15 protein-coding genes are annotated in these 14,953 nt (G+C 70.6%); 13 read left to right on the top strand and 2 right to left on the bottom strand.

The features are described 5' to 3' along the window. The first annotated feature begins 39 nt into the window (after positions 1 to 39). The 11 genes from queC (at position 40) to D7X12_RS00355 (ending at position 11,610) form a co-directional block, all read left to right on the top strand. Positions 40 to 735, top strand: coding sequence for a 7-cyano-7-deazaguanine synthase QueC (gene queC, locus D7X12_RS00405; protein WP_120623277.1), 696 nt, complete (start codon positions 40 to 42; stop codon positions 733 to 735). Continuing rightward, positions 735 to 1,382: a D-alanyl-D-alanine dipeptidase gene (gene ddpX / locus D7X12_RS00400; RefSeq protein ID WP_208718743.1), complete on the top strand. Its 648-nt coding sequence runs from the start codon at positions 735 to 737 to the stop codon at positions 1,380 to 1,382. The genes queC and ddpX overlap by 1 nt, the downstream gene beginning before the upstream one ends. Before the next feature lie 97 nt (positions 1,383 to 1,479). Continuing rightward, the gene (locus D7X12_RS00395; protein WP_120623276.1) at positions 1,480 to 2,727 is read left to right on the top strand and encodes a serine/threonine-protein kinase; all 1,248 of its coding nucleotides are present in this window, start codon (positions 1,480 to 1,482) and stop codon (positions 2,725 to 2,727) included. A 65-nt stretch (positions 2,728 to 2,792) separates the two neighbouring features. Next, positions 2,793 to 3,605, top strand: a complete 813-nt coding sequence (locus tag D7X12_RS00390) for an alpha/beta hydrolase (protein ID WP_244224257.1) — start codon at positions 2,793 to 2,795, stop codon at positions 3,603 to 3,605. A 121-nt stretch (positions 3,606 to 3,726) separates the two neighbouring features. Beyond that, on the top strand, positions 3,727 to 4,356 hold the full coding sequence (locus tag D7X12_RS00385) for a methylthioribulose 1-phosphate dehydratase (RefSeq protein ID WP_120613980.1): 630 nt from the start codon (positions 3,727 to 3,729) through the stop codon (positions 4,354 to 4,356). Then, a complete protein-coding gene (locus D7X12_RS00380; RefSeq protein WP_120623274.1) occupies positions 4,353 to 4,898 on the top strand; it encodes a 1,2-dihydroxy-3-keto-5-methylthiopentene dioxygenase in 546 nt (181 codons plus the stop codon). Before D7X12_RS00385 ends, D7X12_RS00380 begins: the two co-directional genes overlap by 4 nt. Next, entirely contained in the window at positions 4,895 to 5,596 is a 702-nt protein-coding gene (mtnC, locus tag D7X12_RS00375) for an acireductone synthase (protein ID WP_120623273.1), read from the top strand. Before D7X12_RS00380 ends, mtnC begins: the two co-directional genes overlap by 4 nt. Before the next feature lie 37 nt (positions 5,597 to 5,633). Further along, positions 5,634 to 6,518, top strand: a complete 885-nt coding sequence (locus tag D7X12_RS00370) for an S-methyl-5'-thioadenosine phosphorylase (RefSeq protein WP_120623272.1) — start codon at positions 5,634 to 5,636, stop codon at positions 6,516 to 6,518. Between the two features lie 17 nt (positions 6,519 to 6,535). Beyond that, positions 6,536 to 7,651 (top strand): S-methyl-5-thioribose-1-phosphate isomerase, encoded by a 1,116-nt coding sequence (gene mtnA, locus D7X12_RS00365; protein WP_120623271.1) that lies wholly within the window; start codon positions 6,536 to 6,538, stop codon positions 7,649 to 7,651. Further along, positions 7,651 to 8,283, top strand: coding sequence for a class II aldolase/adducin family protein (locus tag D7X12_RS00360; protein WP_120623270.1), 633 nt, complete (start codon positions 7,651 to 7,653; stop codon positions 8,281 to 8,283). Before mtnA ends, D7X12_RS00360 begins: the two co-directional genes overlap by 1 nt. Before the next feature lie 111 nt (positions 8,284 to 8,394). Beyond that, complete coding sequence (locus tag D7X12_RS00355) at positions 8,395 to 11,610, top strand: CHAT domain-containing tetratricopeptide repeat protein (RefSeq protein ID WP_120623269.1); 3,216 nt, start codon at positions 8,395 to 8,397, stop codon at positions 11,608 to 11,610. Positions 11,611 to 11,627: 17 nt separating this feature from the next. Here the strand turns inward: D7X12_RS00355 and D7X12_RS00350 are convergent, their stop codons facing one another. Next, positions 11,628 to 12,812, bottom strand: a complete 1,185-nt coding sequence (locus D7X12_RS00350; RefSeq protein ID WP_120623268.1) for a metallophosphoesterase — start codon at positions 12,810 to 12,812, stop codon at positions 11,628 to 11,630. A gap of 158 nt (positions 12,813 to 12,970) precedes the next feature. On the opposite strand from D7X12_RS00350, the gene sitA6 reads away from it, so the two are divergent. Both sitA6 and sitI6 read left to right on the top strand, forming a co-directional pair. Beyond that, positions 12,971 to 13,672, top strand: a complete 702-nt coding sequence (sitA6, locus tag D7X12_RS00345) for a SitA6 family polymorphic toxin lipoprotein (RefSeq protein ID WP_120623267.1) — start codon at positions 12,971 to 12,973, stop codon at positions 13,670 to 13,672. A 3-nt stretch (positions 13,673 to 13,675) separates the two neighbouring features. Then, entirely contained in the window at positions 13,676 to 14,392 is a 717-nt protein-coding gene (gene sitI6 / locus D7X12_RS00340; protein ID WP_120623266.1) for a SitI6 family double-CXXCG motif immunity protein, read from the top strand. A 4-nt stretch (positions 14,393 to 14,396) separates the two neighbouring features. Here sitI6 and D7X12_RS00335 read toward each other — a convergent pair whose 3' ends face one another. Then, positions 14,397 to 14,933 carry an FHA domain-containing protein gene (locus D7X12_RS00335; protein ID WP_120623265.1) on the bottom strand — a complete coding sequence of 179 codons (537 nt, stop codon included), beginning with the start codon at positions 14,931 to 14,933 and terminating at the stop codon, positions 14,397 to 14,399. Between the last annotated feature and the right edge of the window lie 20 nt (positions 14,934 to 14,953).

Here is a 14,953-nt window from a genome sequence, read left to right as displayed (position 1 = left end):
CCGTCGTGTAACGTCCGCCGCCCCGAAGTGGAGGATGGCATGGCGAAGCGTGCGGTGGTGCTCCTGTCCGGCGGACTGGATTCGACGACCTGTGTGGCGATGGCGAAGGCGGACGGCTTCGAGCCGGTGTGCCTGTCCATCTCCTACGGTCAGCGCCACACGGTGGAGTTGGAGCGCGCGCGCAAGGTGGCGCAGGCGATGGGCGTGCGCGACGTGCGCGTGGTGAACGTGGACCTGCGGCAGATTGGGGGCTCGGCCCTCACGGACGACATCCCGGTGCCCAAGGACCGCACCGAGGACGCCATGTCCCACGACGTCCCCATCACCTACGTGCCCGCGCGCAACGCGCTGTTCCTCTCGCTGGCGCTGGGGCTCGCGGAGGTGGTGGGCGCCACCGACCTCTACATCGGCGTCAACGCGGTGGACTACAGCGGCTACCCCGACTGCCGCCCGGAGTTCATCCGCTCCTTCGAGGCCATGGCCCAGCTGGCCACCAAGGCGGGCGTGGAGGGCGCGCGCTTCCAGGTGCACGCGCCGCTCTCCGGGCTCACCAAGGCGCAGATCATCCAGGCCGGCGTGAAGCTGGGCGTGGACTACGGCATGACGCTCTCCTGCTACGACCCGGATCCCCAGGGCCGCGCCTGTGGCCGCTGCGACAGCTGCCTGCTGCGCGCCAGGGGCTTCCAGGAAGCCGGCGTGGCGGACCCGACGACCTACGTGGAAGGGGTGCGGTGATGCGGACGACAACGAAGGGACTCGCGCTGGCCGTGATGCTGCTGGGAAGCGCTCCGGCCCTGGCCGAGGACGCGAAGCCGAAGGCCGCCGCGCCGAAGGTGGAGCTGGTGGACGCGACCACCGTCATCCCGGACCTGATGCTGGACCTGCGCTACGCGACGAAGGACAACTTCCTCAAGAAGCAGGTGTACCCGGACGGGGCGCGGTGTCTGTTGTTGCCGGACTCGGTGAAGCGCCTGAAGCAGGCCGCGGACGTGCTGCGCCCCCAGGGCTACCGGCTGAAGGTCTACGACTGCTACCGCCCGCGCGCGGTGCAGTACGAGATGTGGAAGATCTTGCCCAAGCCCGGCTACGTGGCGAACCCGGCCAAGGGCTCCAACCACAACCGGGGCGGCGCGGTGGACCTGACGCTGGCCACGGCCGACGGGGGCGAGGTGGAGATGCCCACCGCCTTCGACGACTTCACCCCTTCGGCGCACCACGGCTACAAGGGCGGCACCCCCGCCTCGCGCGAGCACCGGGAGGTGCTGCGCAAGGCGATGGAGGGCGCGGGCTTCCAGCGCAACAAGATGGAGTGGTGGCATTACGACCTGCCCGGCGCTACGAAATTGCCGGTGCTCGACGTGCCCTTCACCCCGGCGGAGTGACGCCCGGCTGGTCGCCAGCCCAGTGGTTTCGCGCGGTTGCGTCAGGGACTGCGCGTAGGTGGGCGCGCGCACTCGGTGCCTGCTATTCCTGGCGCCCATGAGGCAATCGCTCGCGGCTGGCCTGGAAAACACGCTCCTCTCTCCGTCCTCTCGTTCGGAGCTCGCGCCCACGCTCACTCCCGGCTCCGGCTCCACGACGAGCAGCCGCCGGAACACGGTGCTGCCCCGGGTGGAGTGGACGGGCGCGCAGCCCAGCGTGGTGCCCCTGCAGCGCGAGCGCTTCGAAGAGGTGCGGCCGCTGGGCCAGGGCGGCATGGGCGAGGTGGTGTTGATCCGCGACCACGACATCGAGCGGGAGGTGGCGCTCAAGCGGCTGCCGCCGGGCGCGGAGCTGGACCGGGTGCTGCGCTTCGTGGAGGAGATCCGCACCGTGGGCACGCTGGACCACCCGAACATCGTGCCGGTGCACGACGTGGGCGTGGATGATCAGGGCCGCTATTTCTTCATGATGAAGCACCTGCAGGGCGAGACGCTGGAGTCCATCATCGCCCGCCTGCGCGCCGCGGACCTGAACGCGCTCGTGCGCTACCCGTTCCAGGTGCGGGTGCAGATCTTCATGGGCGTGCTGCACGCGCTGTCGTACGCGCACGGCAAGGGGTTCATCCACCGCGACCTGAAGCCCGCGAACATCATGGTCGGCCCCTTCGGTGAAGTGACCGTGCTGGACTGGGGCCTCGCGCGCAAGGTCGGCGCGGGCGCTCCCACGCAGGGGGCCACCGGCGGCGCCACGTCGTCGGACCTCCAGCACGCCCGGCCGCTGCACACGGAGCTGGGCTCCGTGGTGGGCACGCCGCTCTACATGTCCCCGGAGCAGGCGCGCGGCGAGCACGACACGATGGACGCGCGCAGCGACATCTACAGCCTGTCCGTGCTCTTCCACGAACTGCTCGGCCTGACGCACTACCTGGAGGGGCTCACGTCGGTGCCGGAGATCATGACCGCCGTGCAGACCCGTGAGGTCACCCTGTTGCCCCTGCACGTCAAGAGCGCGCAGGGCCCGGTGCCCGCGGAGCTGCTGTGGTTCGTGGCGAAGGGGATGAGCAAGGACCCCGCGCAGCGCTACGCGTCGGTGGACGACATGCTGCTCCAGCTCCAGGCCGCGCTGGAGGGCCGCATCCACGTGCAGTGCCAGCGCACGTTCCTGAAGAAGACCTTCCACCAGGGCCTCCGCGCCGCGGACCGCAACCCCATGGCCCTCACGATGGCCGCGCTGGTGGGCGCGGGGCTGGTGGTCGCGTCCGCGGTCCACCTGGGCATGACGTTCTTCGCGACGATGCTGCACTGACCCTGCCTCCTCGCGGCTCCGACGAAGCACCGCCGGAGCCGCGCGCGATGTGATGGACTGGCGGTGTGAACCGTCCCCGCCGCCCGCTCATGGCCGTCCTCTTCATCTTCGGAATGCTGTACTTCGCGCTGTGCGCGCTCGCCTTCGCCGCGCAGGGCGCCCTCATCTACCCCGCGCCCCACACCTCGCCCGACGCGCTCCGGCAGCGTCCCGGCTTCAGCCAGGTGCCGCTGGCCGCGGGGCTCAAGGTGGACATCTTCTACCTGCCCGCGCCGCCGGGAGCGCCCACGGTGGTGCACTTCCACGGCAACGGCGAGCACCTCCTGTCGCAGGTGGGGCTGGGCCAGGGGCTGGGGGACGCGGGCCTGGGCTTCCTCGCGGTGGAGTACCCGGGCTACGGCGCGTCGCCGGGCAGCCCCTCGGAGGCGGGCCTGTACGCGGCCGGCGAGGCGGCGCTCCAGTTCCTGCGCGAGCAGGGCGTGAAGCCGGAGCAGGTGGTGCTCAGCGGGCGCAGCCTGGGCACGGGCGTCGCGGTGGAGATGGCGCGGCGCGGGTACGGCGCCCGCATGGTGCTGACGGCGCCGTACACGTCCATGGTGGCCATGGGCCAGCGCGCCTTGCCCTTCCTGCCCGCGTCGCTGCTGATGCGCGACCGCTACGACTCCCTCTCCAAGGCCCCCGCCATCCCCATCCCGGTGCTCGTCATCCACGGCGAACAGGACGCCGTCATCCCGGTGGAGATGGGCCGCACGCTGGGCCAGCGCTTCCCCCACGCCACGGTGGTGACCGTGCCCGGCGCGGGCCACAACGACGTGCTGGAGGGGAACGACCAGAAGGAGTTCGCGCGCCTGGCCACGTTCGCGCTCGGGAGCCCCTGAGCCGGCCCGCCGGCGCATGACCGCCCGCGTCGCGTTCCCTTGCGCCTACCCGACAGCCCCGGATTATGGTGCGTGTCATCAACGCGATGTTTCATCGCGTCCTGCTTCCCCCGAGGGATGGATGAGCGTCAACCCGGCCCCCGCCGCCACCCTGTCCGAAGCCGCCCGTGAAATCGTCGAGGTGGGCCGCTTCCTCAGCGTGCGCAACTTCGTGCCCGCCACCAGCGGCAACTTCTCCCGTCGCCTGGATGCCCGCACGGCCGCCGTCACGCGCTCCGGCGTGGACAAGGGGGAGCTGGTGGAGGCGGACGTGCTGGTGGCGGACATCCACGCGCCGCCGCCGAAGGGCTCGTCCGCGGAGACTCCGCTGCACCTGCAGCTGTACCGCGACCGGCCGGAGGCCCAGGCGGTGCTGCACACGCACTCCGTGGTGGCCGCGCTGCTGTCGAACCTGAAGCTGCCGGAGGGCGAGCTGGTCCTCCAGGACTTCGAACTGCTCAAGGCGCTGGGCGACACCCGCACGCACGAAGCGGCGGTGTCCATTCCCATCTTCCCCAACGACCAGGACATCCCCCGGCTGGCGACGAAGGTGACGGCGCTCCTGGAGAAGCGGACGGACCTGGTGGCGTATCTGATTGCCGGCCACGGGCTGTACACCTGGGGCCGGAGCATGGCCGAGGCGCGCCGCCACGTGGTGGCGCTGGAACACCTGCTGACGTACGAACTCGAGAAGATGAAGGTGCGGCGATGAGCTACCTGACGGTCTACAAGGAACACCACCCGGCGGAGCCGCTGGGCGTCTTCACCGAACCCAAGGACATCGGCCGGGAGCTGGCGCCCATCGGCGTGCGCTTCGAGCGCGTGGACGCGTCCGTGGCGCTGCCGGACGGGGCAGGGCAGGACGAGGTGCTCGCGGCCTACCAGCACGTGGTGGACGCGGAGAAGAAGGCGCACGGCTACAACACCGTGGACGTGGTGCGCATCAAGCCGGACGCGCCCAACGTGCTGCAGGCGCGCCAGAAGTTCCTCTCCGAGCACACCCACACGGAGGACGAGTCGCGCATCATGGTGGAGGGCAGCGGCTGCTTCTACCTGCACGCCCAGGACAAGGTCTTCCAGGTGGTCTGCACGCGCGGCGACCTCATCAGCGTGCCGGAGGGGATGAAGCACTGGTTCGACATGGGCCCCGCGCCCCTGTTCGCGGCCATCCGCTTCTTCATCCGGCCGGACGGCTGGGTGGGCAACTTCACCGGCGAGACCATCGCCGACCGCTTCCCGAAGTACGAGCCGTGAGCGGCCCCGTCGCCGTCGTCACCGACATCGAGGGCACCACCAGCTCCATCGCCTTCGTGAAGGACGTGCTCTTCCCCTTCGCCCGCAAGCACCTGGTGGAGTACGTCGCCCTGCACGGCAATGAGCCCACCGTGCGCCAGTGCCTTTCGGACGCCCGCACGCTCGCGGGTGAGCCCGGGCTGGACGACGTGAGCACGGTGGCGCTGCTCCAGCGCTGGCTGGACGAGGACCGCAAGGCCACGCCGCTCAAGACGCTCCAGGGCCTCATCTGGGCGGACGGCTACGCGCGCGGGGACTTGAAGGGCCACGTACACGCGGACGCGGCCCGGGCGCTGCGCGCGTGGCATGCGCGGGGCCTGCGCTTGTATGTCTATTCCTCCGGCAGCGTGGCCGCTCAGAAGCTGATCTTCGGCTACAGCGTGGAGGGGGACCTGACGCCGCTGTTCTCCGGCTACTTCGACACCACCACCGGCCCCAAGGTGGAGGCCGCGTCGTACACGAAGATTGCCCAGGCGCTGGAGCTGCCGCCGGGCGACATCCTGTTCCTGTCGGACAGCGTGGCGGAACTGCACGCGGCAAGGCAGGCGGGGCTCTCCACGGCCTGCCTGGACCGGGGCGAGGTGGCCATCCCCCCCGGCCACGGGCACCCGACGTTTCCTGACTTCACGTCGCTCGACCCGTTCGCGCGCGTGTCCTGAAGTTCGCTTGAGCCGTCCCCCTTCCGGAGTCTCCACCATGTCGAGTTCCAACCCGCCCGTGCTGGGCATCATCGGCGGCAGCGGCCTGTACCAGATTGACGGCCTCACGGATGTGTCGTGGCGCCGGGTGGCGTCGCCCTTCGGTGAGACGTCGGACGAGTTCTGCTTCGGGCGCATTGGCGACCAGCCGGTGGTGTTCCTGCCGCGCCACGGGCGGGGGCACCGCATCCCGCCCTCGGAGCTGAACTTCCGGGCGAACATCGACGCGTTGAAGCGCAGCGGCGTGACGGACATCCTGTCCATCTCCGCGGTGGGCAGCCTGCGCGAGGACCTGCCGCCGGGCACCTTCGTGGTGGTGGATCAGTTCGTGGACCGCACCTTCTCCCGCGTGAAGAGCTTCTTCTCCACGGGGCTGGTGGCGCACGTGTCCATGGCGAAGCCGGTGTGTTCGCGCCTGGGCGACGCGGTGGTGGCGGCGTGCGAGGGATTGGACATCAAGCTCGTGCGCGGCGGCACGTACCTGGTGATGGAGGGCCCGCAGTTCTCCACGCTGGCGGAGAGCAAGCTGTACCGGCAGTGGGGTTGTGATGTGATTGGCATGACGAACATGCCGGAGGCCAAGCTCGCCCGTGAAGCGGAGATCTGCTACGCGAGCGTGTCGATGGTCACGGACTTCGACTGCTGGCATCCGGACCACGACGCGGTGACGGTGGACCAGGTGGTGGCGGTGCTGCTGGGCAACGCGGGCAAGGCGCGCGGGCTGGTGAAGAACGTGGCGCCGCTCGTGAACACCCATGGCGCCCCGTGCCGCAGCGGCTGCCAGAACGCGTTGGACCACGCCATCATGACCGCTCCGGAAGTGCGCGACCCGGCCCTGGTGGAGAAGCTCTCCGCGGTGGCGGGCCGCGTCCTCAAGCGCTGAACGAAGGAGACACGGCGATGAAAGTCCAAGGCGAGCCGATGCGCTCCATCTGGGTCGAGTCCGACGGGTGGTCCGTGGGCGTCATCGACCAGACGCGCCTGCCCCATGCGTTCGTGAAGGTGAAGCTCCAGACGGCGGACGAGGCGGGCCACGCCATCCGCAGCATGCTCGTGCGGGGCGCGCCGCTGATTGGCGCCACGGCGGCGTACGGCGTGTGTCTGGCCATGCGCGAGGATGCGTCCGACGCCGCGCTGGAGCGCGCGCTGACGATGCTCCGGGCCACGCGCCCCACGGCGGTGAACCTGCACTGGGCGCTGGATGGGATGCGGCACGTGTTGACGCCGCTGAAGCCCTCGGAGCGGGTGGCGGCGGCGTACCAGCACGCGGCGGCGCTGTGCGACGAGGACGTGGCCATCAACCGGGCCATTGGCGAGCACGGGCTGAAGTTGTTCCAGGAGGCGTGGGACAAGAAGGGCCGCAAGGGGCGGCTCAACGTGCTCACGCACTGCAACGCGGGGTGGCTCGCGACGGTGGACTGGGGCACGGCGCTCGCGCCCATGTACCTGGCGCACGACGCGGGCCTGCCGGTGCACATCTGGGTGGATGAGACGCGGCCTCGCAACCAGGGCGCGGTGCTGACGGCGTGGGAGCTGGGCCAGCACGGCGTCCCGCACACCGTCATCGCGGACAACGTGGGCGGCCACCTGATGCAGCACGGGGACGTGGACCTGTGCATCGTCGGGACGGACCGCACGACGGCGCACGGCGACGTGGCGAACAAGATTGGCACCTACCTGAAGGCGCTCGCGGCGAAGGACAACGGGGTGCCGTTCTACGTCGCGCTGCCGTCGCCCACGGTGGACTGGACCATTCAAGACGGCGTGAAGCAGATCCCCATCGAGCAGCGCGAGGGCACGGAGCTCAGCGACGTGACGGGCCGGCTGCCGTCGGGGGACATCGCCACGGTGCGCATCACCCCGCAGGGGAGCACCGCGGCGAACTACGCGTTCGACGTGACGCCCGCGCGGCTCGTCACGGCGCTCATCACCGAGCGGGGCGTGTGTGCGGCGACGGAGGAGGGGCTCTTGTCGCTCTTCCCGGAGCGGCGCGCGGGGCGGAGTCTTTCGAAGTGATGGGGCACGGAGCGCTGCGCGAGGCGATGGTGGTCACCGCGCGACGGATGAACACCTCCGGGCTGAACCAGGGCACGTCGGGCAACCTGAGCCAGCGGGTGGAGGGCGGCTTCCTCCTCACGCCCTCGGGGATGAACTACGAGACGATGACGCCGGAGGACCTGGTCCTCATGCGCTTCGATGGCACGCACGAAGGGCCGCGCAAGCCGTCGTCGGAGTGGCGGCTACATCACGACATCCTGGTGGCGCGTCCGGAGGTGGGCGCGGTGCTGCACTCGCACAGCATGTTCAGCACCACGCTGGCGTGTCTGCGCCGGGGCATCCCGGCGTTCCACTACATGGTCTCCGCGGCGGGCGGTACGGACGTGCGGTGCGCGGAGTACGCGACCTTCGGCACGCCGGAGCTGGCGCGGCACATGATGGTGGCGCTGGAGGGCCGCAAGGCGTGCCTGCTCGCGAACCACGGCCTCGTGGCGGTGGGCGTGGATCTGCCGGCGGCCTACAAGCTGGCGGTGGAGGTGGAGACGCTGGCGGCCATGTACTGGCGCGCGCTCCAGGTGGGCGAGCCCGTGGTGCTGGACGACGCGGAGATGGCGCGCGTGTTCGAGCAGTTCAAGGGCTACGGTCAGTAGGCACCCTCCACCCACGCGCGGGACGTGCTGCATGATTTCTCCGCTCCCGGGCTCTCCAGGGACGCTGGCCCGTCGCGGGCCCCCGGTCGGTCCCGGAGGAGGAGCCGAATCATGCGGTGGATTCTCGGATGGATGGTGGTGCTGGCCCTGGGCTGCGCCGCGAGAATGCCCGCTGGAGGCGAGTCTCCGGAGGCCCGGCTGGAGGAGGCCCGCGAGGCCTATACCCAGGCCATCGTCCTGTACGACGAGGGCCGGTACACAGAGGCCCTGGCGCTGGCCGAGCGCGCGCTCGCGCTGGGGGAGTCGGTGCTCGGCAGCGCCCATCCGGAGGTCGCCCACTGTCTGCACCTGCTGGGGGAGCTGCACCGGCTCCAGGGGGACTTCGAGCGGGCTGAGAAACGCCTGGAGCGCGCGCTCGTCATCCGGGAGACGGCCGTGGACCACGACACCCTGGCGTCCGTCACCGCGGTCCGACTCCTCGCCTTCACCTCCTCTCCGGAGATGGAGCTGGACCGCCATGCCGGGGGGTTCTACGGGCACGGGCACGCGCTCGGCCGGCGCCAGAGCATGTTCGGCAAGGACCGGCGGCTCTCCGGGCGCGCCCTCCTCAGCCAGGAATTGACCCTCAACCGGAACCAGTCCGCCCTCTCCAACTCGCTCAACAGCCTGGCCAATCTCTACCAGGAGCGCGGGCTGTACAGCCGGGCGGAGCCTCTCTACGTGCGCGCGCTCACCCTGCGCGAAACGGTGCTCGGCAAGGACCACCCCGACGTCGCCGACTCCCTCAACAACCTCGCCCTGCTCTACCGGGAGCAGGGGGCGTACGCCCGGGCCGAACCGCTCTACCTCCGCGCGCTGGCACTCCGGGAGGCGGAGCTTGGCAAGGAGCACCCGGACCTCGCGGCTTCGCTCAACAACCTGGCCACGCTCTACCAGGACCAGGGGCAGTACGCCCGGGCGGAGTCACTCTACGTGCGCGCGCTCGCGCTCCGGGAGGAGGCGCTCGGCAAGAAGCACCCGGACGTCGCCGAGTCCCTCAACAGCCTCGCCAACCTCTACCAGGAGCAGGGCATCTACGACCGGGCGGAGCCGCTCTACGTGCGCGCCATCGCCCTCCAGGAAGCGGCCTCGGACGGCAACCCCGCGGACCTCGCCGCTTCGCTCAACAACCTGGCCAGCCTCTACCTCGCGCGGGGGATGCACCACCGGGCGGAGCCGCTCTACGTGCGCGCGCTCAGGCTGTGGGAGGGGACGCTCGGCGAGCGCCATCCCCACGTCGCGGCCCTGCTCAACAACCTGGCCACCCTCTACCGGGACCAGGGACAGTACGCCCGGGCCGAACCGCTCTACGCGCGCGCCCTCGTCCTGTGGGAAGAGAGCGTGGGCAAGAACCACCCCGACGTCGCGGGACTGCTCAGCAACCTCGCCACGCTCCACCGGGAGCAGGGTCGGTATGACCGGGCGGAGCCGCTCTACGAGCGCGCGCTCGCCATCCGGGAGGCGGTGCTCGGCAGGGACCATCCGGGGCTCGCCGCTTCGCTCAACAACCTGGCCTTCCTCCGGCTGGCTCAAGCTCGCCTGGACGCGGCCGTGCCGTTGCTCACGCGCGCCTTCACCGTGTCCGAGCAGCGCCTGCGCAGGGAGGCGCTCGACTTCTCCGAGGCGCGCCTGGCCAGCTTCCTCCAACTGCTGCGCGCCGACGAGGAGCGCCTCTACGCGCTGCTGCGCGCGCACCCCGACTCCGCCGACGTGCGCCGCCTCGCCTTGAGCGCCGCGCTGCTGCTCAAGGGGCGCTCCGTCGAGGAGACCGCCGACATCTCCCGGGCCGTCTACCAGAGCCTGGGCGCGGAGGAGCGCGGCACCTTCGAGCAGCTGCGAAGCCTGCGCACCCAGCTGGCCAGCCTGTCGCTCCAGGGCCCCGGCGTGCTGCCGCTGAAGGTCTACCGGCAGCGGCTCCAGGCCCTCGCCGAGCAGGGTGACGCGCTCGAAGCCACCCTCGCCCGGCGCTCCGCCCCCCTGCGCGCGCTGGCCGCGCTGCCGTCCCCCGCGGACATCGTCGACCGTGTCGCCGCGGCCCTGCCTGGGGACGGGGCGCTCGTGGAGTTCATCACCTACGAGGATCGCCCCCTCGTGTCCGGGCGAGGCACCGCCGGGCCGCGGCTGCGCTGTCTGGCCCTGGTGCTCCTGCCCGACGCGAGCATCCGCACCCTCGACCTCGGTCCGGCGGGCCCCATCGAAGCGGCCGCCTCGCGCATGCGAGATGCCCTGGCCCGTCAGGATGCCAGCTTCGAGCCCGAGGCCGCCGCGCTCTACCAGCTCGCCTTCCGGCCCCTGCTCCCGCTGCTGGGCGACGCGCACCGCCTCTTCATCTCACCGGACGGTCAGCTGGCCCTGGTGCCCTTCGCCGCGCTCCACGACGGCCAGCGGTTCCTTGTCGACACCCACGACTTCACCTACCTCACCTCCGGCAAGGACCTGCTGCCCCGTCCGCAGCGCTCCGCCCCTGCCTCCTCCGTGGTCGTCCTCGCGGATCCGGCCTTCAACGCCACGCCCGTGGCCCCCATGAAGGCGCCGCCCCTGTGGCCCGAGCGCTCCGTCTCGTCAGGGCTCGCGGCGCAGGTGCCCCGGGACTGGAACCTGGTTCCGCTGCCGGGCTCGCGTCAGGAGGCCGAGGCCATCCAGCGGCTGATTCCCCAGGCCCAGCTCTTCCTGGGCCCGGAGGCGACCCGGGAGCGGCTCTTGCGGATGCCCACGCCCGGCATCCTCCACCTGGCCACCCACGGCTTCTTCCTGGAGGACGCGGTCGCTCCGGAGCGCTCCCGCGCGCTCGCGAAGTTTGGCGCGCTGGGCGAGGATCCGCTCGCGCAGCCTCCGCCGGATCCGCTGCTGCGCTCCGGCCTGCTCTTCGCGGGGGCCAACGCGCAGAAGCCCCGGGCCGCGCCCAGCGCATCGTCCGGCAGCGCGTTGGTGACGGCGCTGGAGCTGGCGGGACTGGACCTGTGGGGCACCCAGCTGGTGGTCCTGTCCGCGTGCGACACCGGCCGGGGCGACGTCCGGCGGGGGCAGGGGGTCTACGGGCTGCGCCGGGCCTTCCTCGTGGCGGGAGCGGAGACGGTGGTGATGAGCCTGTGGAAGGTGGATGACGCGGCGACCCGCGTGCTGATGGAGACCTATTACCGCCACCTGCTGGCGGGCCTGGGCACGGCCACGGCATTGCGCGAGGCGATGCGCGAGGTGCGGGGCGCGCACCCGCATCCGCACTACTGGGCCCCGTTCATCGCGATGGGGCGGGATGCGCCCCTGCGACTCGTCGCGCCTTCGCCGTAGTCCGCGCGCGGTGCCGCTCAGGCGCCGCGCAGCGTGAGCAGCGTCACTTCCGGCGGCACGCCGATGCGGAAGGGCAGCCAGTGCCCGGTGCCGCCGGAGACGTAGAGGTGGCTGTCGCGGAAGCGGTAGCGCCCCAGCATGTGCTTGAAGGCGAAGCCGAACAGCGGAATCCCGAGGAAGGCCACCTGTCCGCCGTGGGTGTGGCCGGCGAGCGTGAGGCGGGCGCCGCGCTGGGCGGCGTGGGAGAAGAAGTCCGGGTGGTGGGAGAGGCAGAGGACGAAGTCGTCCGGGTCGCCGCCCTGGAAGGACGCCTCCGCGGACTCCTTCATGCGCTCGTCGCGCACGCGCTGGCTGCGGCCGGACCTGGACCTGGACATGGGGTAGTCCACGCCCACCACGCGGATGCGCTGGCCCGCGTGTTCCAGCACCTGGGTTTCGTCCACGAGCAGGCGGACCGGGGCATTGCGACGGGCCAGCGCCTCATAGCCGCCGAGCACCTCTTCGAGCCCGCGCCAGTGCTCGTGGTTGCCGAGGACGGCGAGCATGCCGTGGCGGGCGGTGTTCGAGGCGAGGGCGGCCATCGTGGCGTCCACCTGGCCCACGTCGTCGATGAGGTCGCCCGTCATCACCTGGAGGTCCACGCCGGCCGCGTTCATCGCGTCCACGGCGCCGCGCAGGTACTCGGGGCTGATGAAGGGGCCTACGTGGACGTCGGTGATCTGCCCGATGCGGAAGCCCTCGAGCGCGGCGGGGAGGCCGCGCAGCTTCACCTCCACCTCGCGCACGGTGAAGCCCAGGCTGCCACCCGCGACGCCCACGGAGCTGGCGCTCACGGCGAGCACGGGCATGGCCTGCCCGGCCTTCACCAGCAGGCCCCGGCGCTCCAGGTTCACGGGCGGGGGCGTGCTCTGGCGTCGGCGTGCGCCCCAGAGCGACATCCCGAGCAACGGCAGGCCGAGCAGCATCACCAGCAGCGAGGCGATGCTCCAGCTGACGGCGAACAGCTTCACGGGCACGAGGAGCGGGGGCGTGTGGTGGAGGCCGTAACCCGTCAGCGCGGGCACCAGCCAGGCCGCGAACGACAGCCCCATCAGGCCCAGCAGCACGCCATGGCGCCACCCGCGGATGACGCCGGGCCACAACCTGCGCAGCACGAGGTACGCGCTCAGGTAGACGAACAGCAGGACCAGGAGCCTTCCCATCGTGTCAGCGCTCTTCCGTGTGAGGAGGCCCCAGGATAACGGGGCCCCTGACCGCGCGCTGGACGACCGACACCGGGCCTGCTCGCCTGGGTCACGGCACACCACGGCTGGCACCTGAGCGTGGAATAACGGGGAAGAAGTTCAAGGTCGGAGGCGGCATGCGCGGGGGGTGGCTGTGGGTGTTCTTGCTGGCGGGGTGTGCGTCGGCCCCGATGACCCCGGCGTTCTCACCCGAGCAGGCGTGGGCGGAGGCGGACGAGTCACAGGAGTGCGAGGACCGCGACGAGGACCAGTGCCTTGCGCACGTGTGCGAGGACGACGTCTGCGCACTGTTCCGGTGCGAGGACTTGGCGCCCAACCGGGTGGTGCGCACGCGAGGCGCCACGGCGGCGGTGCCGGTGTTCGTGGCGCCCGGCAGCGGGCCTCAGCGGAACTGGGGTAGCGCCCAGGGGCTGCCGGGTGACGCAGTGCCCGTCATGGTGTTCCGCTGGCACCCGCGCGAGAAACTGCCGAGCGAGCTACGACGCCAGGAGGCGAAGGAGGCGTGGGCGAAGCGGCCGAAGGAGCGGCACCACATGTTCCCGCAGGCGTTCAAGGATCATTTTGTCCGGAAGGACATCAACATCCACAAGTACGTCCTGTTGGTCGATGCGGAGGTTCACGCGCGGATCCATCGCGGTGCGAAGGGTGGGCCTTGGAACAAGGACTGGAAGGACTTCATCGAAGATGAAGGGGACAAGGCGGGCATCCCACGTCATTTCGAACATGCCTCCTGGATGATCCAGAAGTATGGGCTCTTCGGACTGACGATGACCTACTGGCAGCAGGTGGACCTGATGCCCATGCCCTTCGAGAACTGAGACATGCGCTACTTCGAAATTCGTGGCCCGCCCAGGGACGCGGAATGGCAATGGAGCGGAGAGTATCGGACGCACCGCCGATGGCACCTGCCAGGGGTGGAGTGCCCTCGGTGCGGAACCTGGGCGGGAATGGGAGCATACCCGTCGGTGGATCTGTCGGGCGTGGAGGAACCCATGCTCGCGCAGGTGACCGGGCCGACGAGCTTCGCGGAGTACATGCGATTGGTGGCCCTGATCCGTCCCTTCCTTCCTCCCGAAATCCCCATCAAGGGAGGCAGCTCATTCGGTCCCATGGTCGGAACGGCGAGAGGCAAGTTCGGTCCCATCTCCTGCGATCCACCCTGGGAAGTGGTCCTCCGTGAGGACGCGGTCGAGCTGCTCAAGGCCGAAGGCCTGACCGGAATCATCGCGGTCCGGATGGAGCTCAGGTCCCGCCGAAGCAACATGCCCGCGCTCTACGAACTGGAGAAGCGGCCGCTGGCGAAGCTGCACCCCGACTGCATCGGAGAATGGAAGACGCCCCCGTGTGACGTCTGTGGTCGCCCCGAGATGTTCGACCTGCCGCCGAAGCGCTGGCTGCTGCGCTCCTCCATCCCCGAAGGGCTCGACGTCTTCGGCAATCACGGCGCGAACCCGTACGTCGTGAGCGAGCGTTTCGTCGAAGTCGTGCAGCGGCTGGGCCCCGCGGACGTCACCTACCAGGAACTGCCCGCCGAATAGCCCGTCACATCCCCCCACCCGGGCTCGCGAGCCGCAGGTGCGAGTGCAGCGTCTCCGCCCGCAGGTAGAGGAACTGCGCGTCCCCGAACGACAGCGCATCGCCGTCCGTGAGCAGCCGCACCTCGCCCTCACCCAGCGCCGCCGTGTTCAGCCACGTGCCGTTCATGGAGCCCAGGTCCTGCACGGAGCACGTGCCCTGCGCCGCGTGCCAGCGCAGCACCGCGTGATGCTTCGACACCGACGGCTCGTGCACCATCAGCGCACAGCCCTCCATGCGCCCCACCTTCAGCTCCTGCCCGTCCCACTCCGGCCCCAGGAAGTGCACCTCCAGGGCGTCGAACCCCTGGAGCATCACCAGCAGCCGGTCCACCAGCCTTGAGCGGTGCGCCATGCCCACCGTGCGCGCCTCCGCCAGCCGCAGCGCCACCTGCTGGAACACCGGCTCCGGTGGCTGCTGGATGAGCACCACCGGACCGGAGGCTTGCAGGAACGCCTGGACGGGCGCGTAGGCGAACGGGCGGAGCTGTTGGACGGAAGGCATCACCCCCCTACCGTACCCCC

The sequence above is a fragment of the Corallococcus sicarius genome (assembly GCF_003611735.1).
Taxonomy (GTDB): domain Bacteria; phylum Myxococcota; class Myxococcia; order Myxococcales; family Myxococcaceae; genus Corallococcus; species Corallococcus sicarius.
This window is presented reverse-complemented; position numbering and strand designations above follow the sequence as displayed.